This window comes from Capilliphycus salinus ALCB114379, assembly GCF_047276495.1.
In the GTDB taxonomy this organism is placed as follows: domain Bacteria; phylum Cyanobacteriota; class Cyanobacteriia; order Cyanobacteriales; family Microcoleaceae; genus Capilliphycus; species Capilliphycus salinus.
In genome coordinates this window covers 6580185-6605930 of sequence record NZ_CP178543.1, presented here as the reverse complement: position 1 = coordinate 6605930, position 25746 = coordinate 6580185, and the positions used below count along the sequence as shown (strand labels likewise).

The window sequence follows — 25746 nt, the reverse complement described above, 5'->3', positions numbered from 1 at the left end:
AATCCAAATGCGAGAAAAACGACAACGAATTTTATCGGTATTTTTAATCTTGATTCTGTTCTTAACGCTCAACTTGAGTTACTCTCGACCCGCCCAAGCTGAAATCAGAAAACAACAAGAAACCCCGGAACAAGTTCTTTATCAATCTCGCCATAGTTTGCGGGATAATACGGGAGATTCCTGGCAAGTTATCCTGTTTAAACGGGTAAAATCCGGCGAATTGGCCGAGATTAATTTGCGTTTGGTTGGGTTTCCGGGTGAAGTCATATTTACTCACGTTCAACCCTTAAAAATTAAGGATGCTGACCGGACTTTACAGGCGGATGATGTGTTTGCAGAAAAATCTCCGGCTCCTAATGTTGGTCAGTATGATTTTAAGCCGATTTTATCTCAATTGTCAAGCAATCATTTAATCGAATTAAAATTACCCTTAGAAAAAGAGCGAACGCTTAAAGTTCCCCCCGCTGTTATTTTAGAATGGCAAAGCATTTAACAGTCACCAGTCACCCTTCGGGTTCAGCAGTCGCTCTATGAGCGAACTTCGCTCTCGGCGGAAACCGCCGGGGCCGCAAGGAACGCGCTCATGGGGGAAACCCGCGCAAGCCCTCGCTGCAACACCTGTCACCAGTCACCAGTTTTTACAGTTATCAATTATCAGTTTTTTCAGTTATCAATTATCAGTGTTTTCAGCAATCGCTTGTAACCTGTAACCTGTACACTGTTCACTGTAAACTGTAAACTGTAAAAACCCGCCCCACTCCGAAAGAATTGTTAACTGTAGGGGCGGGTTCCGACTCAAGCTATGTTGCTCAGAAATAACTTATGTAAACCCGCCCCGCTTTGCTAATTTTTGCCGTTTGATTTTGCTTTGGAATTGGTCTGAGTTTTGGCTTCTAAAGTTTCTAAGCGACTCCTCAATTCTTGGTTATCTCTTTTCACCTTATCGAGTTCTTCCCGCAGTTGTTTTAGCGCTTTGTCCGAACCGATATTTTTCTGGACTTTTTGAACGGCTTCTTCCGCTTTTCGTCGGACTCGTCCATCAAGAGTTTGATCGGCTAAATCATTTAAAACTGCAATGGCTTTCGGGGTTTCCATCTGTTCTAAGGCGACAACAACAGAAACTTGAGTGAGGAAAAAATCTTCTTTGGAGATTTCTTCTAAGCGCTGTAAAATGCGTTCAAGATTGATGTTGTTTTGACCGGATGAAATCGTTCCCAAGGCTCGAATTGCAGCCAAACGCAAGGCTTGAGGAACCGTCGGAGCGGTATATTTTAAGATTAAATTGAGGGCGGGTTCTGAAGTTTTCATGCGACTCAAACCGGAAATCGCCGCCGAACGTAAGACTTCATTCCAACCGATTTTTTCTTCCAATACCGATTCTAACAGTTTGATTCCGTTTTCTTCGGTGAGTGCTTCATCGGGATTTCCTGATACCATTTCCCCGATAGCGGTAATGGCTGAAGCTTCAACGTAGTAACTCGCGTCTCCGTTTTCAACAATGGATTTTACCGCTTGATAACTGTCGGGTGTTTTGATTTTAGCTAAACTGTTAACAACCGCCCGACGCACTCTTGGTTGAGAGTCTTCTAAGCCAACAATTAACCCCGCAAAGGCTTGATCGAGTTTAATTTTATTTAATTGTTTGGCGACTTCAACCCGTACCGCCCAAAAGGGTTCGTCTTTGAGGGCTTTTGAGAGGGTTTTAACGACTTCTAATCCGCCTTTTCTCGCCAAAGATTCCGCTGCAAAAATCCGGGAAAGGGGATCGGGATCGTGTTGCAATTGGGCTTTGAGTTCGGCGACGGGATATTCTAAACTGACGGTTTTGAGGGTATTATTTCCCGCATCAAAACTGATGAATTTTGGTTTTTGTGTTAGGGGAAAATAGAAGCTTTGTTCGGCTTCATGGATGCGAACGGTAAAGGTTTGAAACTGCGGTTCGGGTTGCTCTGAAGATTGGGAGAAGTAGGCGAAGGCGATGGGTATTTTCAAGTCAAATAAGTTGTTTTCGCTGGCTTTTTCGCTGTTTTTTGCTTGTTTTTGTTTAACGGTAATTTTAGCCAGTTGATTTTCGCCATCCCAACTATAAGACACCTTATAATCTGGATGACCACCCCGATATACATATTGATCAAATAAAAACAGCAAATTCCGCCCTGTTGATTGTTGAATCGCCCGCAGTAAATCAACGGTTTCTACCGTTTTGTGAGCGTTATTTTGTACAAAAGTATGAATGGCTTTTGTAAACAGTTCCTCGCCCAATTCTGTGCGGATCATGTGATAAACACAGGCGCCTTTTTCGTACAGATGACGGTCGTAGAGTTCGATCGCTTCTCGATAAATATGGGTGACAATTGGGCGACGATACCGAGAACGATCTTCTGATAAATAGTTGCGTTGTTGGCTGAGTCGATAGTAGGCGGCTTCTTCTTTTCCGTATTCTTTATCAGTCCACAAGACTTCTGAATAGGTCGCCATTCCTTCTTTGATCCAAGCATGGGACCAATGTTCGATTACGACCAAATCACCAAACCATTGGTGAGCGAGTTCGTGAGCGACTAAACTTTCGGTATTGCGGTTATCAATTGCTGCTTTTTCATCGAGTAAACAGCGGTCTGTTAACAAGGTTGTTGAGGTGTTTTCCATCCCGCCAAAGATGAAATCATCCACACAAACTTGAGCATATTTTGGATAGGGATAAGCGTACCCAAAAGTTTGAGAGAAAAATTCGATCATTTCGGGGGTTTTTCCCATGCTGCGACGAGCATCGGCTTCCCGATTTTTTTCGACGTAATAAACAACGGGAATGTTATTCCATTGGTCTTCGATTTCGGCAAATTCTCCCACCGCTAAGGTCATTAAATAGGTGGGATGAACTTGTTTTTGTAACCAATGATAAGTGATTTTGTCGCCTTGAGTTTCACGACTGAGAAGTTCGCCGTTGGAAATGGCGATAAAAGGTTGGGGAACTTCTACCCGAATTTCTGATGTCGCCAGTTGTCCGGGATAGTCGAAACAAGGAAACCAAAAACGCGAGTCTTCGTCTTCCCCTTGCGTCCAAACTTGTGTGGGTTTATCGGGGTAAAAAGGGTTCGGACTGATAAAATAGAGTCCTCGCTGAGGTTCGTCAACGTGGTAGGCGATCGCCAACTTGATTAATTTGTCAGCTTCCGTCGCAGGGCTGAGATAAACCTGGAGTTGTTCGCCATCATAGTCGAAGGATTGATCGACTCCATCAATTTTTACCGCCTCAATTTCTAAGTTAACCGCATCCAGCCTCAGTGTTTCAATTCCACTTTGCACGGGTTTTAAACTAATGGTACAATTCCCGTGAAAGCGTTTGTTAGGAATATCTAACACTAAGTCGAGAAAGATGTGTTCAACTTGTCCGGGACGGTCGGGGTTGTAGTGCGGACGAGCGCCTGGTAACTCGAAGGATTTTTGGTTGTCGGTCTCGGTATCAAAATAGGAGTGCAACATTTAGTAACTCTGAAGCTACAGTAAAAAAAAACAAACAAAATGCTGTGTTTGTGGCTCTATTATAGATGATATGTTGCCGTTAATGCTGTCAGGGGTTGTTGAATTTGGAGCGGGTTAACTCTTTTAGAGGTTTTTGATGGGGAAAGGCAATAACAACCCACCGTTTTTTTCGGATTTTTTTTCCCAGGAAGTTTGAAGAAGGCTAGAAAAGTTTAGAGCGCTTATTGGAGAATTGCCGGCTAAAAGTTTACCGATCTTTTGGGAAAATTTGCCCCGCAGGAACGCCGAAGCCCAAGGATTTTTTCTAAGTCAAGAAAATCTGGAGTTTCGGATGTTCTCAAGGGTTGAAATCGGGTAAAAATAACGAATTCGGTCGGGTCTGAGTAGACTTTCAGAAAATTTAAACTTAAAAAACTTGACAAAACTGTTATTTCGTAGTAAAAAAATGTCAACGATATTTGATAATTAGGTTGCAACTCAACCGAACCCCGCTTAAAATTTAAACTTTAAAGCAAAAGCTCAAATCAAGGTTCACAAAGGATGAAGCTGGCAGCACGAGTCGAGCAGGTTACACCGTCCCTGACGTTAGCAATCTCAGCCAAAGCCAAAGCAATGAAGGCTGAGGGAATTGATGTGCTTAATTTTAGTGTGGGAGAACCTGACTTCGACACGCCCAAACACATTATAGCTGCGGCTAAAGAAGCACTGGATGAGGGAAAAACCCGTTATGGCCCTGCGGCCGGGGAACAGAAGCTGAGACAGTTAATCGCCAAATCCCTCAGCGAACAGACGGGTTTATCTTATCAGGCCGAGAATATTATTGTCACCAATGGCGGCAAACAATCGCTGTACAATTTGATGATGGCAATGATAGAAACGGGGGATGAGGTGATTATTCCGGCGCCCTATTGGGTGAGTTATCCCGAAATGGTGAAACTAGCCGAAGGAAATCCCGTGATTGTTCAGACTTATGGGGATACGGGATATAAAATTACTCCCGAACTTTTGCGTCAGTCGATCACTTCTAAGACGAAACTTTTTATTCTCAATTCTCCTTCAAATCCAACGGGAATGGTGTATTCTCCCGAGGAAATTCGAGCGTTAGCCGAAGTGATTGTCGAGGCGGGAATTTATGTGGTGGCCGATGAAATTTATTGTAAAATTATTTATGATGATGCCAAACATTTGAGCATCGCGGCCGCCCATCCCGAGAGTTATAAGTATACTTTTATTAGTAGCGGTTTTGCCAAAGCCTACGCGATGACCGGCTGGAGATTGGGCTATTTGGCGGGGGAAACTCAAGCCATTAAAAGTTTAACTCGGATTCAAGGTCACAGCACTTCAAATGTTTGTACGTTCGCCCAATACGGGGCAATTGCAGCCTTAGAAAATTCTCAAGAATGCGTCGAAGAAATGCGGTTGGCATTTGCAAAACGGCGAGAGGTTATGTATGAAATGCTGAGTCACATTCCGGGAATTAGTTGTATTAAACCTGACGGGGCATTTTATATGTATCTGAATATTAGCAAATTGGGAATTAATTCGGTGGATTTTTGTAATGCTTTATTAGAAGACAAACAAATCGCCGCAGTTCCCGGAATTGCCTTCGGAAATGACGATCATATTCGGTTATCTTACGCGACCGATTTAGCAACAATAGAAACGGGTATGAAACGCTTAAAAGAATTCGTGGAAACCCATCTTTAAGAAATAGGTGTCGGGTGTCGGGTGTCGGGTGTTGGGGATTGGGTTTTAGGGATTGGGTGTTGGTTGACGAACCCTAACCCCTAACCCCTAACCCCTAACCCCTAACCCTTGTCCCCTGTTCCCTCTTTCCTAACGGGAAATCTCAAAATTTTGTAGACCTTCGGGGGATTCTTCTGCGACACTCACCTCTTTGACAACTGCCCCTGGCGGCCCCTGATGACACCATTCAATCATTGATTCTACATCGGTTTGGGAGCCTTCTAACACCGCTTCGACGCGACCATCCGGCAAATTTTTCACCCAACCGTTAACGTTGCGTTGTATCGCCGCTTCGCGAGTGGAGTAGCGAAAGCCAACCCCTTGGACTCGTCCCGAAATCAAAACGCGAACCCGCTGAGTTGATGATGGTGATGAATTGGGCATAAATGACATAATAATCGAGATTTATTGTAATCAATGAATCAGCTTTCTTCCGGGTCTTCTAATAAAATGGTGTTGAGCAAATTCAACTCCGAAGACGCCATAAAATAGCGGTTATTAAACGCTAATTCTAACGAAGAAATCGAATGTCGGCTAGCCACCGCAGCCCAAGGAAAATCCTGGTATTTGGCAATTATAGGTATTACAGACCCTTGCGGGGTTAATGTCCGTCCCAAAGCATTTCGCCAGGTTTGCGGGTCAACGAATTCCTGTTTTCTTTCAACCCCATCGCTATTGAAAGGGGGTTTCCAAAATTGGGGATAATCCAGGGGTAAGGCAATCATCACATCGTTGGATTTAATCTCTTCTATTATAGAATATTCTCGCCATTCTGCGTTATTTTCACGAAGTAAAATTTTATGGATATCGCGAGCGGGGTCACGCAGTTTTCTCGGGATTTTTTGACACTCAGCTATTTGATTTAATATCCCCATTAATTGCTTTCTCGCTTCGCGAATTTTGGCTTGAGACTCGGAGAAACTGTATTTTTCTTGAATTTGGCGATCGCCCCAATCTTCCCACCAAAACGCCCCCAAACAAGTGAGATAATCAGGAATCTTGGTTGTGTCATTGACTTTCGGTAAAAGGGGACTTGAGGGACGAGAAACGGTTTTAACCAATGCTTCAAGGGTCGGATAATTGGCGTAGGAAACCCGATCTTTTTTAGTCGTTCGTCCTGATAATCTAAAATCTTTAAACAAGTCTTCTACGAATTGTTGACCCTTTTTCACCAGTCCCTTGAATTCAGAAGGATAGCTACTATCGTTAACAAAAACATTAGCTTCTTGCAAAAACTGTTGAATATCATCAGAGATTAACTGAATTAACTCCTCATCGCCAATGCGACCAACGGGAACAAAAGCCAACCGTTGTTTTCGCAGTCCTGCATCCCCTTTTATTCGAGTCAAAATGGTCGAACGCAGCATTAATAATAACGTTAATAAATCGCTGGATTGACGCAACCATTGACGCTCTTGATCGACGGTTTCACTGGGAATAAAAAAGTCATTAATCAGCAAAACGAGCCGCCGAGGAATATTTTCACCGGAGCATTTTTCACCCGTTTCTGGATGGGTATATTGTCCCCGCCCCCGATAAATTAACTGGGCAATTTCCATCAACGAAGCTTCAACACTAAAACGAGGAAAAGAGGCAATAATCCAATCGGCTTTCGGAAAAGAAACCCCCCTCGCCCCGGAAGATGTCATTAAAAAGACTTTCACGTTATCCCGTTGGGGTTCGGTAACTAACCGCAGGCGTTCACGGGGTAAAACACTTTGGTCTATCACTTGAACATCATCTTTTTTTAAAAATAACCGTTTATCTCCCTCGGTTAACATTTCTCTCAGTTTGCGTAAAAATGCCTTATCTTGAGCAAAAAATATAATTTGTTGAGCGTTATTTTTTAACCCTTTTTTTATTTCTTGCCAAGCATTATTCAAAAGAACGGATTCACTTTGTTGACGAATGGCTGATTTAATACTTTGCGGCTTGCCATCAGAAGTTAATTCGGGAGTAATTAACGACAAACGAATACTATAATCAATCGTTAATTCTGTCGCCGGATAACTGTTGGTCATAATATGTAGGGCAGAGTGTTTATTTCCCCCAATTTTTAATTCAGTTTCCGTTACCCGAAACGCCTCTTTACCTCGGCTCGGACTGATCAAAACTTTATCGGGAACCCGCTTACCCGCTTCTAGAAAATTCTTGAGAACAATTTCATTACTTAAAGACGCATCAGCAATAATTAAAATTACCCGAAACGGTGAATCTTTAAAAGGTAGAAGAAACTGTTCTTGCAACCATTTTGCGATTTCATTAACAAATAATGCTCCGGCTCCATCCCCCGCCACTTCATCTATCATCACAATAATTGTCGGAACCCGTTTGGCAAATTCTAGACGTTCATTAATTCCGGGTTGAGTATTAACACGGTTGCGAAATAAGTTGCTTAACGCTTCAATTGTCGTCCCTTGACTTAAATTTCGATAACCTTGCGTCGCTACGGTTAAAACAACTTGTTGAACTTGGGGATTTTTTTCTAATAAATGACGAGTTCCAGTTGCGAGAGTTCGTAAAACTCCAGGATTTATTTTCGTATTCACTAGCTCATCCCGTTCATTCAGAGATTTTTTATAACGTTGACTTCTGGCGAGATCATTATTAATCTCTTCTTCTTGTTGGGGATTAATAAAAAGAATACTACTTTTGACTGGATGTTGTAAATGATCAACTCCATTGACAACAACAAGACCATCAATCTTTTTCGGTTTTTGTTCTTGAAGGGCTATTTTTTCCTCGTAGTATGTTTTAGCCGAACCAATGAGCAAAGAGTTAGTTGTTACTGTTAATATTCCGGTTTTTTTACCCTGTTCTTGGGCTAAATCTTGGGTAACATTTTGGTTAATTACCACGCGAGGACTCGCATATAAAAATAAAAATCCGTCCTTTTGTTCTTTCAGAAAAGAGACAACCGAAGCAGTTTTCCCAATTCCCGGATTTCCTTCCAAAGCGATAACATTTAATCGCCCAGATATTGCCGAATATAAACCCGCTTTTATCGCCGATTTATGAGCATCTCTAAGCGTTAAACTGGGTTGAGTTAAATAGGGTTCAATCGCCGAACGGGGAGAGGTTTGAAAGTAAGCTTGCAGCTTTTCTGTTTCTTCAATCGCTTCTAAAATATCTTGTCTGTCAAAGGTTTGCATGGGTTGAAAGAAGTCTTCAACTGTCTCTGAAAAATCCATGCTTAAATGTTTATCAAAGCTGTCAGTTTGCTTAAAATATCTTTTTGCTTGCTTTTTTAAAGCTGGCGGTAAAGAGTTTAAAAGTGTATTAAAAACGACTTTAATTTCAGCGTTAAAATTTTCTGGAGTTTTCTGTTTGATGAGATGTTCATAAGCTTCACCCAAAGATTTCATTAACTGAACTTGGGGGTTATTCTCCGAATTAAAATGAGCCGATAAACTTTCTACCCCGTTTGATGTTATCGCCATTGATCGAGCCAGACAAGAGTTTTGTAACCGCTTTTTCTTTTGCAGTAATTCAACTAATTTATGCGTATAGGAAGCAGCTTGAGACAATTTATAAAGGGGTTTATCTTTCCCACTAAACACAAAAAGATACTCTTTTAATTTAGAACTCACTTGCAGTTGATCGCCTTGAACTTCTGCACAAATACGCGAAAAACTTCCCCGGGCATCCAGATAACGGGCGTAGCGGTTTATTTCTTCACAGTGAGAGGTTTCCAAACGAAAGTTTTTTAATTCCAAAGGAGCGTTAAAAGAAAACTCAAAACAGAGAATAAAATCTTCCGGGGGTTGACGTTTTTTTAGCTGTTCTTCCGTTGGAGATAGCCAGAGTAAAAAGTCGGCTCTTCCTGGCTGTCCCTGAGTCACTATAGACGAATCAATATAATCTAAAAGGTTAAAGGCTTGATAAAATTCCTCAGCCGTTTTCTTGGGTTCCAACTCTCTATTATCCGTTTCTCCGGGTAAGGTTAAAGGACACCAAAACGCCTCTAATTTCATCGAGCGAGAGGGTTTATAATGATTCAGACATTCTCGTAAGCTAGTCCACCCTAAACCGTACCCTAAAATCAATAAATGACGTAAATATTCCTGAACCCGTTCTTCAACAGAATTATCGTGAACAGGTAAGGTTGTCGTATTTTTAAAAGCTTGAATGAGGTGTTTACTGAGTTTGTTAATACTAACTTTTCGCCAAGGTTCGAGTTGGGGATGTTCTTCGTTTAAAGAATAACTATGCAGTAAATGAGCGAGGACACCGCGTTGTACGGCGATTTCAAAAACTCGCCCCCAAATTTGAGTTTGTTCTAATTCTAAATTACTATTCATGGGTTGGTCCTCCGACGAAGTACCTGAGCCATTCGAGTGAGTATCGCTGGATAACTTAATAATACTTTTCCTTGGCGACGAGAGTGTAAAATTTTGACTTCTCCTGCGGCTTCAACGGTGTTCGGAGAAATCCAACTAAAAGGGTCAAGAACGGGAATATATTGTTGACTTTGTACACCCCGTTCGGCTTCAATAAAATGCAGTCCTCGCAATACAGTTAATAAGCAAGGATGAACGCTTGAATTTTGTTCGGGATTGATTAAATGTTGACGTGATTTTTCCGTCCAATTAATATTACTAAGGCGAGAATCGGAAAGCAGAAAATAAACACAAAATCCCGATTGTGGTCTTTGTTGGTCTCGGGTTTCTATCGCAAATAGCGTTGCAAAGCTATAAACCGGAATAATATCGCGTAACCCCATTTCATTAATCTGCTCAGAAAAATAGGTGTGATCGCTGGCTCGTAAAATTTCAAAAGCGGCTTCTTGAGAGGTCAAACGTTGTCGCATTCTTGTTCCTGGAAAGACATCTCGCAGCAGGGTATAAATCGTTAAATCGGGGAAATCTTGGTAAAGTGTTTGCAGGAAGTTTGTATCCGCTAAAGGGGTGTTATAGTCGGCTGTTTTGTTAATCCGACGACTTCGGTAACTGTGACCTAATAAAATAATATGTTTGCAGCCTTGTTTTTCCAGATAGGCGACTTCTTCTTTAATGAGTCGCTGTTCGCGGAGTTCTTCTTCTGTAGAAACAATATCAGATTGCGTTCGTTCGGCTTTGAGTTCGTAACCATCGAAGGGTTTTTCGATAGCGGTGGCGATGTAGCTTTGACTTGAAATTATATCATTTTTTTGCGGATTTTTTGCACTTTCATCGCAGGGGCGACTTTTATAAGAAATTAAACCCAGTTTGGAGACGGCGGGTTTTTCTGGAGTAGAAATAGCGATGGGAAATGCACTAAATAAGGCGGTGAATACTCCTTTTTTGACATAGCTTGCATTGTTCTTTGTCAGGTTTTGTAAGACTAGCCCCTGCATTCGTGTGGGATTATCTTGAGCCAACAAGGACTCCAGGGCTTGAGCCGCAGCATAGATATATTGTTCGCCGCTTTTATCATCATTTTCTTGGCTTTGTTGTAGTCTTAGAATTGAGGTGGTAAAGGATAAGTTTTCGGTGTCTTTGAGTTCTTTAATGATACACCACAAACAAGTGTAAATTAAAACTGCAAAGGCGGTTACTGCGGCTGAATGTAGTTGTTTTCCTTGTTCGTTTGTGTTTCTTGAATCTCTTTTTTGTAACGTTCGAGTTTCATATTCTATTTGAATGGCTTTGGGTAAAGCCCATCCTACAGCATTTTTAACACTCTGACAATATTGATATTGGCCCGCTTTAGTTTGGTTTTTAGTGTACTCACAAGGAACAAAAATCACCTGTAATAATTTTTCGGGTAAACACCGTTGAATCTTTACAGATGTTTCCTGATCTTTGATGGTCACTAAATTTCGTTCTAATAATTCAGTCTCTACTTTAATTGAAAACAGAAGATTGGCAATCGATGACGGATTTTCGGCGATTTCGATTTGTTGTAACCAAGCGATTTTATCCTGTTCTGGTGAGGTTGACCTTGCTAATAAATCTGGGGTTCCGGCTTCTGCTCCTTCCAGTCTATTCCAATCTACAATTCCCTTTTTTAAACAAATAAATTGCGTGGCGGTTTGACGGTAAACCTCTGAGATAATTTGTTCCCCTTTGCTTTTGATAATGCTGATTAAAGCCGTTGCAATTTTATTCATTGAACTCTCACGAGCAATCAGTTTTTGAATAAAATCATCGATTTTTTCTCGGGGGGTCTCTTCAATTTGATTGACCAGTGCTTGCATTTCTTGCTCGATTTTCTCTCTGGGGATCTCTTCAATTTTCTCAACCAGTTCTTGCATTTCTTGATCAACCTCCTCAGAGGTTGAACTTTGGTTATCAATGGGAACAACAACGGACAGAAAAAAGAGTTCTGCAAAGCAATTTCTGAGCCGATAGGGTGAGAGGTTCTCTGGTTGTAATAAATCTTCTTGGATTTTCTCTAAGCGGGCGATAAAGGCAGATTTTCCTCGCTCTGGATTGTTTCCATTGATCCGAAAACGATAGCTAATTTCGCGAATAATATTACTATCTGTCGAGTCTGAGTTAGCTTGTCTATTTTCAAAAATTTGGGTTTTCCATTCCGGCCAAACAGCCAGACAAGAGAAGAATCTAGCACTGTTAATATAATCGAGAAAATTGATTTCCGCCCTCGATCCATAATGGGCGGTGAGATTGAGTGTTAATCCTTGATCTTTGACAATTTCAACAAAGTGCTTGATTCGTTGAATATATTCTGCTAAAATTTGTTTATTGTGGTCTTGACTGTCTTTGGCTTTGTTCGCGATCGCCTCCATAATTCTAGACGTAATATTTAAACGAACCCGCGATAAAGCCTCATCGTCAAGAAATTCGATAAAGCGTTTAATTTGACTTTCAACTCGGTTATATTCCGCTTCTAAACTGGCGATCGCTTCGTCAATTTCATCTTCATCTGCACCTCGATTGGTTTCGAGTTCGTGGGCGATCGCGTCGCACATTCGCTTAAAATAATTACTGCTATCAATGCGTTCTACTGCGGAAATAATTTTCGCAACTTCAACTCCGCGATCGCTTTTGGCTTGGCTGCGTTCGTCAAAAGCTAGGGGAATTAAATTCGCCTGATTGATTCCCGACGGAAAAAATCCATTAACCCGTTTCGCTAGTTTCTGCAACTCTTCTTCGACATTATCAATCAGAAAATCTTCTAACTTCACATCGGAGGGAAGTGCGTTTTTTAAAGCTTCTAAAATGCTCTCTCGCAGTTCATCAACCGCGTTGGGAAGTCGTTGTTCGTTTCCTTCGCTGAGTTGACCCCCAATGCGACTCACAAAGCCATATCCGGGGGGATCGAAATCTTTGACAAAGACAAAATTACTATCTTGTGACTTAAATTCTTTTAGGAAAAATAGCCGCAACAGTACGCCCGAGGTGCAGATTCTCAATCGTTTTTTGTCTTGATCGTAGTAAAATAGGGGCCGTTGTTTAGGATTGTCAGAAAGTCCTGAACTTTGGGAATTGACGGCGATCGCTTTTTCGAGCAAACTAACTAACAGTGCAAGATCGAGCTACGCTTGCTGCTGCGAAGCCTGTAGGGACGCACCCTCATTTGAATCTGTCATTTTTTGGGGTCTCCTTTATTCTGCCTGTTCAGACAGCTTCACTCTGCTTGAGTTGACCCAACCCAAGAGAATGGTATCTAACGCTTGATTTTATTACAGTGATTCTAGCTTGTCAATCCCCTGGTAGAAGAAAAGCAAAAGAGGGGAAATTGCCCAAGAGTCAGGGGTTTCAATGGAACGTCCATGCCTGCACCGGTTTAATTGAATAAATTGATGCAAAAGTAACGCCAGATTATTATTATAATGACTTATTGTCAACAGGGAGGCAGATATGGAATTTCTCAACCTAGCGATTATGTTAATTGCTGCGGCTTTTGCCGGCTTCGGGGTTGGTTTTTGGTGGTGGGATAAACGGTTAAAAAGTCAAAAAAGAGCCTATGAAACCCAAATTCGCCAACAAGTTGAACAGCTAGAGAGACAACATCAAAATCGGATTAAAGAGACTGTAGAATCTCTGCGACTGGAATATGAAACCGAACTGAGAAAACAAAGCGAAGAAGCCGAACGTTACTATCAGCAAAAACTCGAAGAGGTGAAGGAATCTTGGCGAGACAGATTAACAAGTGAACGACGTCAACTCGGCGAACAAATTCAAGTTCGAGATGTGGAACTCGACGAGATGAATGAATCTTTGAAGAACTATGAAACGCAACTGGGAGAAGTTAACCAACAGTTGGTGGATAGCGAACAGCAAGTTCAACAAATGAATCAAGATCTCAAGACTTATGAAGCCCAACTCAGACAAATGAACCAACAGTTAGAAGTGAGTAAGGCTCAAGTTCGGGGTATGGGTGAAGCGATGAACTTGTATGAAACTCAACTCCAACAACTCAATCAAGAGAGCAAAACGACCCAAGCGGAAATTCAAAGTCGCATGGGTTTTTTAGAACAACAACATCAAACTGAAATCCAACAATTGCGCCAAAATTTAGAAGCGGCTCAAGAAAGTCAAATTCAAAATGCAATTACAGGTTTAGAACAAGGATATCGAGTCAGTATTCGTCAGGGAACGGATGAATTAGTGCGTTCGATGCAGGAGAAGGCGGAGAATTCTACTGTTGAAAATCCGCCTTCTGTGGTGATGTCTGATCCGGAAAAAACTGCTTATTTACCGAGGAATGAAGCGATTGATACTTATATCATTCAAACGATTAATCATTGGGGAGATTCGGGTTTACTTTCAACGATACCGCAACTGTTGGGTTATGCTCAACACCAAAATGATCGAGTTCGCGAACAGTTGGCGATCGCATTGGGTAAAATTGCCTCTACAAATGGTTTAAGAACTGAGATTCAGCAAGCGATTCCCACCTTAGCCAAACTGAGTCAAGATTCTAATCCTCAAGTTCGTCAAGATGCTGTAAAAGCGTTGGGAGAGATTAAATCTGAAAAGGTGATTCCCTTTTTACAACGTGCTTTGCGGGATTCTAATTATGCTGTTGTGCGAGCCGCAACTGTAGCCTTGGAAAAATTCAAATCTTATCCGCTTAAACAAAAGGAAAAACCGCAAAATCTCTCTTTGCAAAAACCTAATTCTGGAGAACAATAAGCGGGTTAAAAATTATCTCGATTTTCTCTAATTATTGTTATCTTGCGGCGAGTCGTTTGGCTCGCTGTTCTGATATTAACCTAGACTGTAGAAAAGAGTTGCTGTGCCACCAATGCTGAGAGCTTGTCAAGTGTTTTCAAGATTTTGAGTTCAGACCAAGTAAGCCAATTGACGCTATTATAAATTAACGTTTTGATCATGATTTATGTCTAATTCAGTTATTCTTTTGTTTTGGGTTGTGTTGTTTCTATTAACAATTCCTTGGTTAGTTAAAATTTTAACGGGGAGAAAGGAAGAGGCTTTTTCTGAAATGCTCTTTCTACTGATTGGTTTATTAACTTTGTGGTTTGTGGGGGGTGTGATTGCCATTGTCGGGGGAAAATTAGATTTCATCTTTGACACTTGGTTTAAACAGGTTGAACTCTCGGAAACTCAAAAACAACTCATTCAAGGAGCCGCTTTGATTTTAGCGGCTGTCTTGATACTCAATATTGAAAAAATTTTGGCAAGGCTAAAACGTTGGTTTTCCAGGATTATAGCCTTGATTAAAAAGGACTAAACATCGGGATAAGCCATCTTCCGAGGATCGACAATTTGATCGAATTCTTCGGCGGAAATATAACCGAGTTCTAAACAAGCTTGTTTTAAGGTTAGATTTTTTTCATGGGCGATATGGGCAACTTCTGCGGCTTTATCGTAGCCAATTTTTGGGTTTAAGGCGGTGACTAACATTAACGACTGTTCGAGATATTGATTGATTCTTTCGGTATTCGCTTGCAAATCGACCAGCAGAAAATCGGTAAAATTATTACAGCTATCTGCTAGAATATTAATGGATTGAATCAGATTAAAAATCATCATCGGTTTAAAGACATTTAACTCAAAATGTCCTTGAGACCCCGCCACTCCAATCGCCGTATCGTAGCCAATCACTTGAGCGGCAACCATCGTCATGGCCTCGCATTGGGTGGGGTTAACTTTTCCGGGCATAATTGAGGAACCGGGTTCATTTTCCGGTAAGATTAATTCTCCCAAACCACAGCGAGGACCGCTCCCTAAAAAACGAATATCGTTGGCAATTTTCATTAAAGAACAGGCCAGGGTTTTTAAGGCTCCACTCGCCATCACAACCGCATCATGGGCGGCCATTGCTGCAAATTTATTCGGGGCAGAAACAAAGGGTAAATTGGTGATTTCACTAATGTATTGGGCGACTTTTTCTGCAAATCCTTTCCCGGCATTTAATCCCGTTCCGACTGCGGTGCCGCCAATGGCTAATTCATATAAATCGGGTAAAATATTCTCAATTCGCTTTAGGTTTGCATCGAGTTGGGCGACATAACCGGAAAATTCTTGTCCTAAAGTCAGGGGAACGGCATCCTGTAAATGGGTACGACCAATTTTAACAATATCGACAAATTCTTCGGATTTTGCTTGCAGCGCTTCCCGCATTTTTTGCACTTTTGGAATTAACTGTTGATGAATGGCAATGGCTGCGGCGATGTGCATTGCTGTGGGAAAGGTATCATTAGAAGATTGCGACATATTGACATGATCGTTGGGGTGAATTGGGGTTTTACTGCCCATTTTTCCCCCGGCGATTTCAATCGCTCGGTTGGCAATAACTTCGTTAACATTCATATTGCATTGGGTGCCGCTTCCGGTCATCCAAACCCGCAGGGGAAAGTTTCCGTCTAATTTTCCGGCGATAATTTCTTCGGCCGCTTGTACGATCAGTTTTGCTTTGTCTTCGGGAAGTTTACCTAAGTCTTTGTTGGTTAATGCTGCGGCTTTTTTGAGGATGCAAAAGGCATTAATGACTTCAACAGGAATACAATCATTTCCGATGGAAAAATAACGGAGCGATCGCTGGGTTTGCGCCCCCCAGTAAGAAGTTGCGGGAACTTCAATTTCTCCCATGCTATCCCGTTCGACTCGCTTTGTCTTTGTAGCGTTTTCTGCGTTCATTGTTTGTATTTCTCCGAAGACGTGCAGATTTCTATCTAGTCTTATTTTTTATCATAAAATCCGCTCAAAAAACGATTAAAAAAATCTGAAATTTATCTCGGCTTGTAGAGACGTTACCGGGAACGTCTCTATCGTAAAGTTTTAATATTGTTTCAGCGCTCGTTGCATTTGGCGCTGATCGTCTCGTTGTTTCATGGTTTCCCGTTTATCGTGCAGTTTTTTACCTCGTCCGACGGCAATCTCGACTTTAACTAATCCGTTTTTAAAGTACATTTTAGTCGGGACTAATGTTAAGCCTTTTTGTTCAACTAAACCGATCAGCTTGTTAATTTCTTTGCGATGTAACAACAATTTGCGTGTCCGGCGAGGTTCGTGGTTAAAATAGGCGCTGGTTTCGTAGGGTGAAATATGAACATTGATCAGCCACGCTTCCCCATTGCGAACTAACGCATAACCATCCTGCATATTCACCCGTCCCGCCCGAATCGATTTAACTTCTGTTCCTTGAAGTTCAATTCCGGCTTGGTAGGTTTCTAATAATTCATAGAGATAGCGGGCTTTACGGTTATCCGTAATAATTTTCCGACCGTCACCATTATTTTTACTCATATCAATCACACCTCAATTTGATCTCAATTTTTCAAATCTACTGACAGAGAGTCACTTCCTCCGAGAGAATTACGACTTCCGTTTGATAAACATCGGCTTCAGATCAACCAATTCTCTCTTACAGGAGATGAAATTACCCTCCGAATATTTCTATATTATAAGTATAGCGTTTAAAAAGATTCAATTCAAAAGAATTGAAAACACGCTTTGGGAAAACCGAAGATCAGGAGGATTTATGATTCGCCAACAATTACAAAATCTTAAAAATACCAAACTATTGGGTGCAATTTGCGGTACTTTGCTGTTAGGATTACCCTTGGTTCCGAAGGTCGCTTCTGCTCAACCTGAAACCGATCTCGATTATTGCTTTGATGACTTTTATCAAGAACCTTTGAACAGCTTGGTTAGAGTTCCGCCCGGATGTCCGGACAATGAATATACTCGAGAAATCGGAGCCGAAGAAGAAGTAGAAACCGAGGCGAACTGGGAGATGGATTCCGGTAGCGGAGTCTACGAAAACGAGCGTTATGGGGATTCGGATTCTAATCGTTATAACCGGGATTATAACCGCTATGATCGAGATTCTAATCGTTATAACCGGGATTATAACCGCTATGACCGGAATTCTAACCGTTATCAACGTGGCGATCGAGTCGGTGTAATTCAACCGCCAATGCCTGCCGATCAATTGAGAACAATGGGAAACATTAACGTTGATGGTAGTACGGTTGATGTCACCTTAAATAATGATACCAATGCTTGGGTTACTTATCAAGTAATCGGACATACAGATGATCGATTGCTGTACGAAGGAAGCGGAACAGAATTGTTGAATCTGCCTTTACCTGTTACGATTACAGTCCTGCGGGAAGATGCCGGATTAATTGACATTCAAGATATGATGGCAGACGATGGAGAAGTCGAGTTTACCCTGCAAGAAGAAGGCAATTTAACGGGTAGTGAAAAAACAATTCGGATTCAAGAAGATGGTACTGTTTTTGTGTACTAATTCATCGAATTGTTAGACGGAGATTGAAAGAATGGAAACGCTTCTAACGCTGGAGGTTCGTTGGTTTGAGTCGGGTAAAATTCCCAAATCTATTGAAGAATGGTTTACACAGACTTGTCCCGGTGAACTATCCAGCCCCCCAGAGGAGCGCGAAGATTACTATTTTTATACGCCAGGGTGTGAATGCCTTAATTTAAAATTACGTCAAGGAAAGCTAGAGTTAAAATGGCGTCAGAGTGAACTGGGAATTAATTCATTTGGCAAAGCTTGGCAAGGTCGAATCGAACGTTGGTTAAAATGGAGTTATCAAGAATCAATTCCTGCTCATTTAATTCAAGCTTTAGGAACGGGCGATCAACCTGTGGTTCCCATTGAAAAAAAACGCACTCAACGTCATCATCAAGGTGTTGAATGTGAACTGACTCAACTCAAATTGGATGACGATAAATTTTGGTGGAGTTTAGGGTTTGAAATGGAAGAAACAGAAACGCACTCAAAAACTCATTTTGAACAAATTGTCAGCCAATTTACAGACAGCTATCCACAAAAAACGGGTTTTAATCTGGAACATTCCCATGCTTATCCCAGTTGGTTGTTAGAGCAAGTTTTTGAGGATCAACCTGAAGGCGGGAGTAATTTTTTAGCTTCCAAATAACCCGTTTATTTTCGTTAATAACCCCATTTACATTTTAAGTGCCATGATTAATTTAATTCACAACAGAATTCAAACAATTCAAACCCCAAAACCCCAACCCGTCCCCGCACCTCCACCCCAACCGATTCCGACACCCGCACCTGCACCCCAACCCGTGCCGGCACCTATCCCCCAACCGGTTCCGGCACCCATCCCCCAACCCGTCCCCGCACCCATTCCCCAACCGTTGTAAATTCCCAGAGAACTTCCTTAAACCCGCAGGGTAACGAAGACCGATATAATGACTCAGGTAGTCTGATCGCAAGCAAGCAAAGCCAAAATGGGAACGATTTGGGAACTGGACTTTTATAGTCGTCCACTGCGCGATGAAGAAGGTAAAAAGGTTTGGGAAGTTTTAATTTGCCAGACTCCTTTAGAAATTAGCGATCGCGCCGATTCATTATTTCGATATACTCAATTTTGTCCGAGTACCGACGTGAATTCTATTTGGTTACAGGGGGCTATTCAAGAAGCAATAAAAGAAGCGCCCGAACCTCCACAAAGAATTCGTTTTTTTCGCCGTCCGATGGCGAATATGATTACTAAAGCTTGTAAAGATTTGGCGATTCCTGCTGCGGCGAGTCGTCGGACTTATGCGTTGTTTCAATGGTTAGAAGAACGCGAGGAAAAATACTATCCAAGCTTACCAAATTATCAGGAAACGAGTAATCCTTCGGTGCAGTTTATAGAGTCTCCACCGCAACGTTTACCGGATGCTTTGCAGGGAGAGAAATGGGCTTTTGTCAGTTTAGAAGCGAGCGCTTTTAATGATATGCCGGAATGGGATATTGGGTTTGGTGAAGCTTTTGGTTTGCCGATGGTGGGTTTAAGTGAAGATACGCAAATTCCGGGTTTAATTGTGTTTTCTTCACGGGCGACGCCGTTGGCGGCTTGGATGTCGGGTTTAGAATTAGCTTTTTTACGATTTAATAAAAGCGATCGTCCGAGTTTGGTGTTGGAAACGGGAGAAAATGACAGTTGGGTTTTAGCGAGTTTAGCTGATGCGTCAACTCAAGCCGAAGCCGAACAGTTTGAACAAGCCAAACGCCAAGCGAAAAATGTTCATTTTCTGGCGGTACAATCCGATCCAAATTCGGAATCTTTTGCCGGACTTTGGATATTAAAAGAACTGGATTTTTAGTTATAATTCTAGATTGAGAATTTAGACTAATTGTTCGGTGATCGCCGTAATTTTATCAAAGCGAAATTCTTCAATTATTGTGGTTAAAGTTGCGGCGAGTTCGGCATGAGATTCGGGAATTTGAGTGAGGAGATCGTTCATCCAAGCGTCATCACCCCGAATGGCGGCTTGATGGAATTGTTCGAGCCATTCTAAAGGCATAATATTTAAGCTGTCGGGTGTGAGTTCAACCCCAGAAACAGATGACTGAGTGCCATTATTAGGCGTTTCGTAAATGTAGCGAACCCCTAAATGTGTGGCAATTTTTTCTAAAAGTTCTGTCGGTTGAAAGGGTTTATTAAGAATATCATCACATCCGGCTGCAAATATTGCCTCTTTATCCAGAGATAAAGCGCTCGCTGTTAAAGCAATAATAATTGTGTTTTTTCCTGCGGGTGTGGCTTTAATGTGTTGGGTGGCTTGATAACCATCCATCACAGGCATTCGGATATCCATCCAGATTAAATGGGGTGAATATTTTTCCCATTGGGTAATTGCTTCTAAACCATTTTCGGCTTCAAAAACAGCAAATCCTAAAGGTTGTAAAAGTTGGCTGACTAATAAACGATTTTCGACAATTTCATCAACCACTAAAATTCGATATTGGGGCTGATTTGGTGCTAGAGCAATCACTTGATTTTGAGGTTTTGGATGGATCACTTGCTCGGCTTTTACGGTTGTTGCTTGAATATTAAATTTGAAAATACTTCCTTTTTCTAACTGACTTTCGACTGAAATATCGCCCCCCATTAACTGAATAAATTTTCGGCTAATGGATAAGCCTAAACCCGTCCCTTGTTGAGATTTTTGTCCGGCGGACGTTTGTACAAAAGCATCAAATAATTGCTCTATTTCTTCCGGCGATATTCCGGCTCCGGTATCTTCGACTTCAAACAAAAGTTGTACGGGTGTGTTGGGAGTGAAAGCCTTAGAACTATCGGCGTTAGAATCAATTCTTAGCGTAATGCTTCCTTCTTCGGTAAATTTAATTGCATTGCCAATGATGTTAATTAAAACTTGTCGCAATTTCTTCTCGTCGGTTTGAATGTATTGGGGAACCTGAGAACGTTCAAAGGTTAATTGAATTCCTTTGGAATGGGTTCGCATCTTCAGCATTTCTTCTAAGCTATCGAGGAGAAAATATAAGTCAAACGGCTTTTCTTCAAGCACAATTTTTCCCGCTTCGATTTTAGATAAATCAAGAATATCATTAATTAAACTGAGAAGATGTTCGCCACTGCGGTTAATAATTTCTAATTCTTTAGACGCACTCGCAAAAATCGGATTTTTTGACATCAGTTGACTAAAGCCTAAAATCGCATTCAAAGGTGTTCTGAGTTCGTGACTCATATTTGCTAAAAATATACTTTTGGCTTGGTTGGCTGCGTCGGCATTTTTTCGAGCCGTTTCTAACTCGATATTTTGGGTTTGGAGTTGGGCTTCAAATTGTTTGCGATCGGTGATATCATTGCTGGTAGAAAGAAGATATTGTTCGCCGTTAATTTCAATCAAATCTGCTGATAATAACACGGTTCTGATCTCTCCCGATTTCGTGCGATAATTGAGTTCGTAGTTGCGAATTTTTCCTTCGGCTTCAAAGGTTTTATAAAATTGCTCATAATCTTCTGGAGTCACCCACAGATTAAGATTTAATGAGGTTTTTCCTAAGATTTCTTCGTGGGTATAGCCGGTTAACCGACAGAAACTTTCATTGACATCAAAATAACTTCTATCGCTCATCCGGGTGATAATAATTGGGTTCGGTGTATTCCGAAAAGCAGTTGAAAATTTTTGTTCCGACTGTTGACATTCTTGAGTGCGTTCGGTAACTTTTTGTTCTAAACTTTGAGAATATTCTTCAAGTTGCTGATAAGATTGCTGAAGTTCTTGACTCATCTGATGAAAAGCGATCGCCAAAATATTAAATTCTTTAACCGGATTCTTTTCTAGGGTTTGATTCCAGTTTCCACCCGATAAGCCTTTGGCGGCTTTACTGAGTCGAATAATCGGGCGAGTCAGTTGACGACTGGTAAAAATTCCGATAATGATAGCAATGACTAAAGCACCCAAACAGAGTAAAATTGTTGTGCGAGTATTGGCATAAATTTCTTCCATAAAATCCGCTTCTGGAACCACAACCACAATTAACCAATCCAAACCAAACTCATCTTTAAAGGGAACAACTTGTATAAATTCTTCTTTCCCTTCATTGATAAACTGAAGCTGTTGAGAATCTTTAATTTTGTTGAGATCTTCAAACTTTTCAACTAAATGTTTCACGGAAGCGGTAATTAAAGAGTCACCACTATTCACCGCTTTGATTTTACTTGCTTGATTATTTTCAATTGTAAAAACGGCTTCTAAAGTCGAAGAAGCAATTAAATAACCCTGGCGATCAATAATAAAGATTTGTCCGGATTGACCGATTTTTTGTTGACGTAAAAATTCATTAAACTCTTGAAAGCTGATATCTGCACCGGTCACGCCAATAATTTGATTTTGATTGTTCCGAATTGGACGCACAAATGTTAAACTTAAACCTTGCTCATCAAACCAATTGTATAAATCCGCCCAGATGGGTTGATTGGCTTCAATTGCGGCTTCATACCAAGGACGAACTCTCGGATCGTAGGGAATTGTCGATGATTTTAACAGTTTATCTATCTTTCCTTGATTATCTAATTGGTAACTATAGAGAAAATCGTTGGTTGTTTCGTCTTTAATGTCTAGGCTTAAAGAAAGTTCTGGATTGTTATAAATTCCAATATAATTTCCCCGATAGGTTCCAAACTGAATAAAGTTAATTCGCTCAAATATCTCGATTTGTTGCCAAAGACGACGCTGTAATTCTAGCCGATTTTGTATGTCTAACTCTCCCAATTCAACCGCTTTTTGATTGATTTCCGTCACCAGTTTGGGGGTTTCTAGGAAAGAATACAGCTTTTGTTCAATGCGATCGCTAACTTCATTTTGTAACTTACTCACCAGTTTATTAACTGCTTTTTCTCCATTTTGCCAGGAAAGATACCCGGTGAGTCCGACAATTCCTAACATTTGTAATAAAAACGGAACCGTCAGAAGTGTTCGTAAAGAAACTTGACTAAAACCTTGACGAATGAGAGACTTTAGGGATTGAATTTGAGGAGTGAACATATCTGACAAATAAATTTGTTACTTTAGTCTGATAATTGCAGTATAGCGATAGTGTAATATAACGAGGAAATGATCGACGATTTCTTGAGGAAATATTGCTAATGGTACAACAACCCAGAAACGATCAACCCCTTTATAGCTGTGTCGTCCCCGTTGATACGGTTACGGGACACGCAGACGAAGAAGTGATTGTGTTTGGTACCTCTATTGAGGATGCTAAACACCAAGCTGAACAATTACTGATCGCTCAATATGAATGTAATTCTCACCAAATCGAACAGTTAATGCAGTTGGCTAAAATAGAGTTATTAGCTTCCTGGTGTTCTCCCGATAGAGGTGATGAATAAGAGTTATAAAGTTTAAGTTTATCATGGAGAATCGTTAAAATTGGGGAAATTTTACTTGGGTCGAGAAGCGGAATTATTTGTTCCTCTGAAATATCTTTCCATTCAAAAAAAGTTTACCTTCATTGATTTATTTTCGGGAATTGGTGGCTTTAGAATTCCTCTCGAAGACTTGGGAGGGAAGTGTTTGGGTTACTCCGAAATTGATGGGGGTTGTCTCAAGGTTTATCAGAAAAATTTTATTAGTTATTTGAATCAAGATGAACTCAACTTGGGTGATGTTAGAAGTTTGAGTCGGCTTCCTTTTGAAATCGATTTAATTGTCGGGGGTGTTCCCTGTCAACCCTGGTCAATTGCGGGTAAAATTAAAGGATTTGACGATCCCCGAGGTAAACTTTGGTTTGATGTTATTCGTATTATTCAAGAAAATAAACCCAAAGGATTTATTTTTGAAAATGTCAAAGGATTAACCGAACCCCGCCATCAAAAAAGTTTTGAATTGATTTTAAAGAGTTTTCAAAATGCTGGATATACGGTCAAAGCACAGATCCTCAACTCTTATGATTTCGGTTTATCTCAAGATAGAGATCGAGTTTTTATTGTGGGAATTCAGGAAGAATTACAACGAAATAAACCCTTTCAATTTCCCCAACCCATCGGTACAAAACCGAAACTTTATCAGTTTGTAGAAGGAATTAAACCCCAGGAAATTCAAAAGAAAAAATTTCCTCCCGAGATTTTATTTAACGGAAAAATTCCCACTTCTAGAGGTCGATTTCAAAAAAATGATGAATTAAATGACTTTTTTACCTTTGCAGATATTCGAGATGGTCACACAACCATACACTCTTGGGATTTGATTAAAACCAGCGAACGGGAAAAGTTTATTTGTCAAGTTATCCTCAAAAATCGCCGTAAGAAAAAATATGGTTCAAAAGATGGTAATCCCCTCAGTTTAGAGGTTTTAGCCGAACTCATTCCCAATTTACACTTTCAAGAAATCGAGAAGTTAGTTAGCCAAAAAATTCTCAGATATATTGAAGGAAAAGGTTATGATTTTGTCAACTCCAAAATCTCAACGGGAATCAATGGAGTTTCTAAAGTTTATTTACCCCATTCCGATGTTATTGCTACTTTAACCGCAACGGGAACTAAAGACTTTATTGCTCAAAAATCTATCGCCTGTCAAGAACCCCGCGAATACAAAAAAACGTTTATCCGAGAAATTTACCGCCAACGAAAATTTAAACCCCTATCCGCTGAAGATTATGCTAGATTACAAGGATTTCCAGATCGGTTTGTGATGGCGGAAGATGAAAATACGGCTAAACAACAGTTTGGTAATGCTGTCTCCGTACCTGTTGTTTATCATTTAGCAAAAGAACTGTTAAAGGTGATTTTAAATCAAACGAATGACAAAAATTTTAAGGTAAATGCTGTTTAATTTTAGAAGCGGTAAAGTATGAATTTATCCCACAATTCGCCAAGTATTTTTAACGATAAAAATCGGGTTTGGTTCGGGCTAATGATTGGCAATTCCCGGTTACATTGGGCAGAATTTGAGGCTTCAAAAATGCTAAAAACTTGGGATACAGAACATTCTGCTTTTGAGGAAAATCGAGATGTTTTTTTAAGTTCAGTTCCGATAAAATTGGCTTCTGTTGTTCCCGAACAAACAAAAATTTGGCAACAACACCCGAACGTTGAAGTCATTTCTTTAGAACAATTACCGCTAAAAAATCTCTATTCAACTTTAGGAATTGATCGGGCTTTAGCGGTGTTGGGAGCGGGAACAAAACTCGGTTTTCCTGTGTTAGTTATTGATGCGGGTACGGCGTTAACGTTTACCGGATGCGATCGCGATCGCGGTTTGGTTGGGGGTGCTATTTTACCCGGTTTGGGACTACAATTTTCGGCTTTGGCGGAAAAAACTGCGGCGTTACCCCTGGCGAATTTTCCTCAACATCTTCCCCAACGTTGGGCGATAGAAACACCGGGCGCCATTCACAGTGGTATTATTTACACGTTGTTAGCAGGAATTCGAGATTTTATCGAAGTTTGGTGTCAAGATTTTCCCGAGAGTCAAATTGTGTTAACCGGAGGAGATGCTCAGATTTTAATGACCTATTTAGAGGCTAAATTTCAGTCAATTTATGCTAAAATAACGTTAGTTCCCGAGGTTATTTTTTGGGGAATTTCGGCGATCGCATTGTAAGAGGGGCGGGTTTATTACAGTTTACAGTTTACAGTTTACAGTGACCAGTGATGTAGGGGCGGGTTCCACCCTCGATGTATGTCTTCCCACAAATAACCTAAATAAACCCGCCCTACTGCATCACCGTAAGAGGGGCGGGTTTCTATCAGTTGAGACTGGGAAAACATACATTAATTCAGAACCCGCCCCTACACGATTGGGGCGGGTTTATATCAGTTGAGACTGGAAAAACATAAATCAATTCAGAACCCGCCCCTACACGATT

The 25746-nt window shown here is 40.9% G+C and carries 18 protein-coding genes; 11 read left to right on the top strand and 7 right to left on the bottom strand.

The window, feature by feature from the left end; translation table 11 throughout:
• Positions 1 to 7 precede the first annotated feature (7 nt).
• Positions 8 to 493 carry a DUF3122 domain-containing protein gene (locus ACL6C3_RS26655; protein WP_413162688.1) on the top strand — a complete coding sequence of 162 codons (486 nt, stop codon included), beginning with the start codon at positions 8 to 10 and terminating at the stop codon, positions 491 to 493.
• 350 nt (positions 494 to 843) lie between these two features.
• Here the strand turns inward: ACL6C3_RS26655 and ACL6C3_RS26650 are convergent, their stop codons facing one another.
• Positions 844 to 3480: a M1 family aminopeptidase gene (locus ACL6C3_RS26650; RefSeq protein ID WP_413162686.1), complete on the bottom strand. Its 2637-nt coding sequence runs from the start codon at positions 3478 to 3480 to the stop codon at positions 844 to 846.
• 540 nt (positions 3481 to 4020) lie between these two features.
• Here ACL6C3_RS26650 and ACL6C3_RS26645 point away from each other — a divergent pair.
• Positions 4021 to 5187: a pyridoxal phosphate-dependent aminotransferase gene (locus ACL6C3_RS26645; protein WP_413162684.1), complete on the top strand. Its 1167-nt coding sequence runs from the start codon at positions 4021 to 4023 to the stop codon at positions 5185 to 5187.
• Positions 5188 to 5316: 129 nt separating this feature from the next.
• Here the strand turns inward: ACL6C3_RS26645 and ACL6C3_RS26640 are convergent, their stop codons facing one another.
• Genes ACL6C3_RS26640 through ACL6C3_RS26630 form a run of 3 tightly spaced genes read right to left on the bottom strand, consistent with a single transcriptional unit; the run spans position 5317 to position 12682 of the window.
• Positions 5317 to 5610, bottom strand: a complete 294-nt coding sequence (locus ACL6C3_RS26640; RefSeq protein WP_413168419.1) for an acylphosphatase — start codon at positions 5608 to 5610, stop codon at positions 5317 to 5319.
• Positions 5611 to 5648: 38 nt separating this feature from the next.
• Positions 5649 to 9527 (bottom strand): helicase C-terminal domain-containing protein, encoded by a 3879-nt coding sequence (locus ACL6C3_RS26635; protein WP_413162682.1) that lies wholly within the window; start codon positions 9525 to 9527, stop codon positions 5649 to 5651.
• Positions 9524 to 12682 (bottom strand): hypothetical protein, encoded by a 3159-nt coding sequence (locus tag ACL6C3_RS26630; protein ID WP_413162680.1) that lies wholly within the window; start codon positions 12680 to 12682, stop codon positions 9524 to 9526. Before ACL6C3_RS26630 ends, ACL6C3_RS26635 begins: the two co-directional genes overlap by 4 nt.
• 349 nt (positions 12683 to 13031) lie before the next feature.
• Between ACL6C3_RS26630 and ACL6C3_RS26625 the strand changes: the two genes are divergently transcribed.
• Positions 13032 to 14309, top strand: a complete 1278-nt coding sequence (locus ACL6C3_RS26625) for a HEAT repeat domain-containing protein (RefSeq protein WP_413162679.1) — start codon at positions 13032 to 13034, stop codon at positions 14307 to 14309.
• 205 nt (positions 14310 to 14514) lie between these two features.
• On the top strand, positions 14515 to 14868 hold the full coding sequence (locus ACL6C3_RS26620; RefSeq protein ID WP_413162677.1) for a hypothetical protein: 354 nt from the start codon (positions 14515 to 14517) through the stop codon (positions 14866 to 14868).
• On the opposite strand, the gene fumC is transcribed toward ACL6C3_RS26620, so the two are convergent.
• Both fumC and smpB read right to left on the bottom strand, forming a co-directional pair.
• The gene (gene fumC / locus ACL6C3_RS26615; RefSeq protein ID WP_413162675.1) at positions 14865 to 16277 is read right to left on the bottom strand and encodes a class II fumarate hydratase; all 1413 of its coding nucleotides are present in this window, start codon (positions 16275 to 16277) and stop codon (positions 14865 to 14867) included. The genes ACL6C3_RS26620 and fumC overlap by 4 nt on opposite strands.
• Positions 16278 to 16418: 141 nt before the next feature.
• Positions 16419 to 16886 carry an SsrA-binding protein SmpB gene (gene smpB / locus ACL6C3_RS26610; RefSeq protein WP_413162673.1) on the bottom strand — a complete coding sequence of 156 codons (468 nt, stop codon included), beginning with the start codon at positions 16884 to 16886 and terminating at the stop codon, positions 16419 to 16421.
• Positions 16887 to 17121: 235 nt separating this feature from the next.
• Between smpB and ACL6C3_RS26605 the strand changes: the two genes are divergently transcribed.
• The 4 genes from ACL6C3_RS26605 (at position 17122) to ACL6C3_RS26590 (ending at position 19730) form a co-directional block, all read left to right on the top strand.
• On the top strand, positions 17122 to 17895 hold the full coding sequence (locus ACL6C3_RS26605; RefSeq protein WP_413162672.1) for a hypothetical protein: 774 nt from the start codon (positions 17122 to 17124) through the stop codon (positions 17893 to 17895).
• Positions 17896 to 17926: 31 nt separating this feature from the next.
• Positions 17927 to 18550, top strand: coding sequence for a hypothetical protein (locus ACL6C3_RS26600; RefSeq protein WP_413162671.1), 624 nt, complete (start codon positions 17927 to 17929; stop codon positions 18548 to 18550).
• A 43-nt stretch (positions 18551 to 18593) separates the two neighbouring features.
• Positions 18594 to 18782 carry a hypothetical protein gene (locus ACL6C3_RS26595; protein WP_413162669.1) on the top strand — a complete coding sequence of 63 codons (189 nt, stop codon included), beginning with the start codon at positions 18594 to 18596 and terminating at the stop codon, positions 18780 to 18782.
• 87 nt (positions 18783 to 18869) lie between these two features.
• Positions 18870 to 19730 carry a Tab2/Atab2 family RNA-binding protein gene (locus tag ACL6C3_RS26590; protein ID WP_413162667.1) on the top strand — a complete coding sequence of 287 codons (861 nt, stop codon included), beginning with the start codon at positions 18870 to 18872 and terminating at the stop codon, positions 19728 to 19730.
• Between the two features lie 21 nt (positions 19731 to 19751).
• On the opposite strand, the gene ACL6C3_RS26585 is transcribed toward ACL6C3_RS26590, so the two are convergent.
• Positions 19752 to 22922, bottom strand: coding sequence for an ATP-binding protein (locus tag ACL6C3_RS26585; RefSeq protein ID WP_413162665.1), 3171 nt, complete (start codon positions 22920 to 22922; stop codon positions 19752 to 19754).
• Positions 22923 to 23023: 101 nt separating this feature from the next.
• Between ACL6C3_RS26585 and ACL6C3_RS26580 the strand changes: the two genes are divergently transcribed.
• Genes ACL6C3_RS26580 through ACL6C3_RS26570 form a run of 3 tightly spaced genes read left to right on the top strand, consistent with a single transcriptional unit; the run spans position 23024 to position 25481 of the window.
• Positions 23024 to 23269, top strand: a complete 246-nt coding sequence (locus ACL6C3_RS26580; RefSeq protein WP_413162664.1) for a hypothetical protein — start codon at positions 23024 to 23026, stop codon at positions 23267 to 23269.
• Between the two features lie 40 nt (positions 23270 to 23309).
• A complete protein-coding gene (locus ACL6C3_RS26575) occupies positions 23310 to 24710 on the top strand; it encodes a DNA cytosine methyltransferase (RefSeq protein ID WP_413162662.1) in 1401 nt (466 codons plus the stop codon).
• An 18-nt stretch (positions 24711 to 24728) separates the two neighbouring features.
• Complete coding sequence (locus ACL6C3_RS26570) at positions 24729 to 25481, top strand: pantothenate kinase (RefSeq protein WP_413162661.1); 753 nt, start codon at positions 24729 to 24731, stop codon at positions 25479 to 25481.
• Positions 25482 to 25746: the final 265 nt, after the last annotated feature.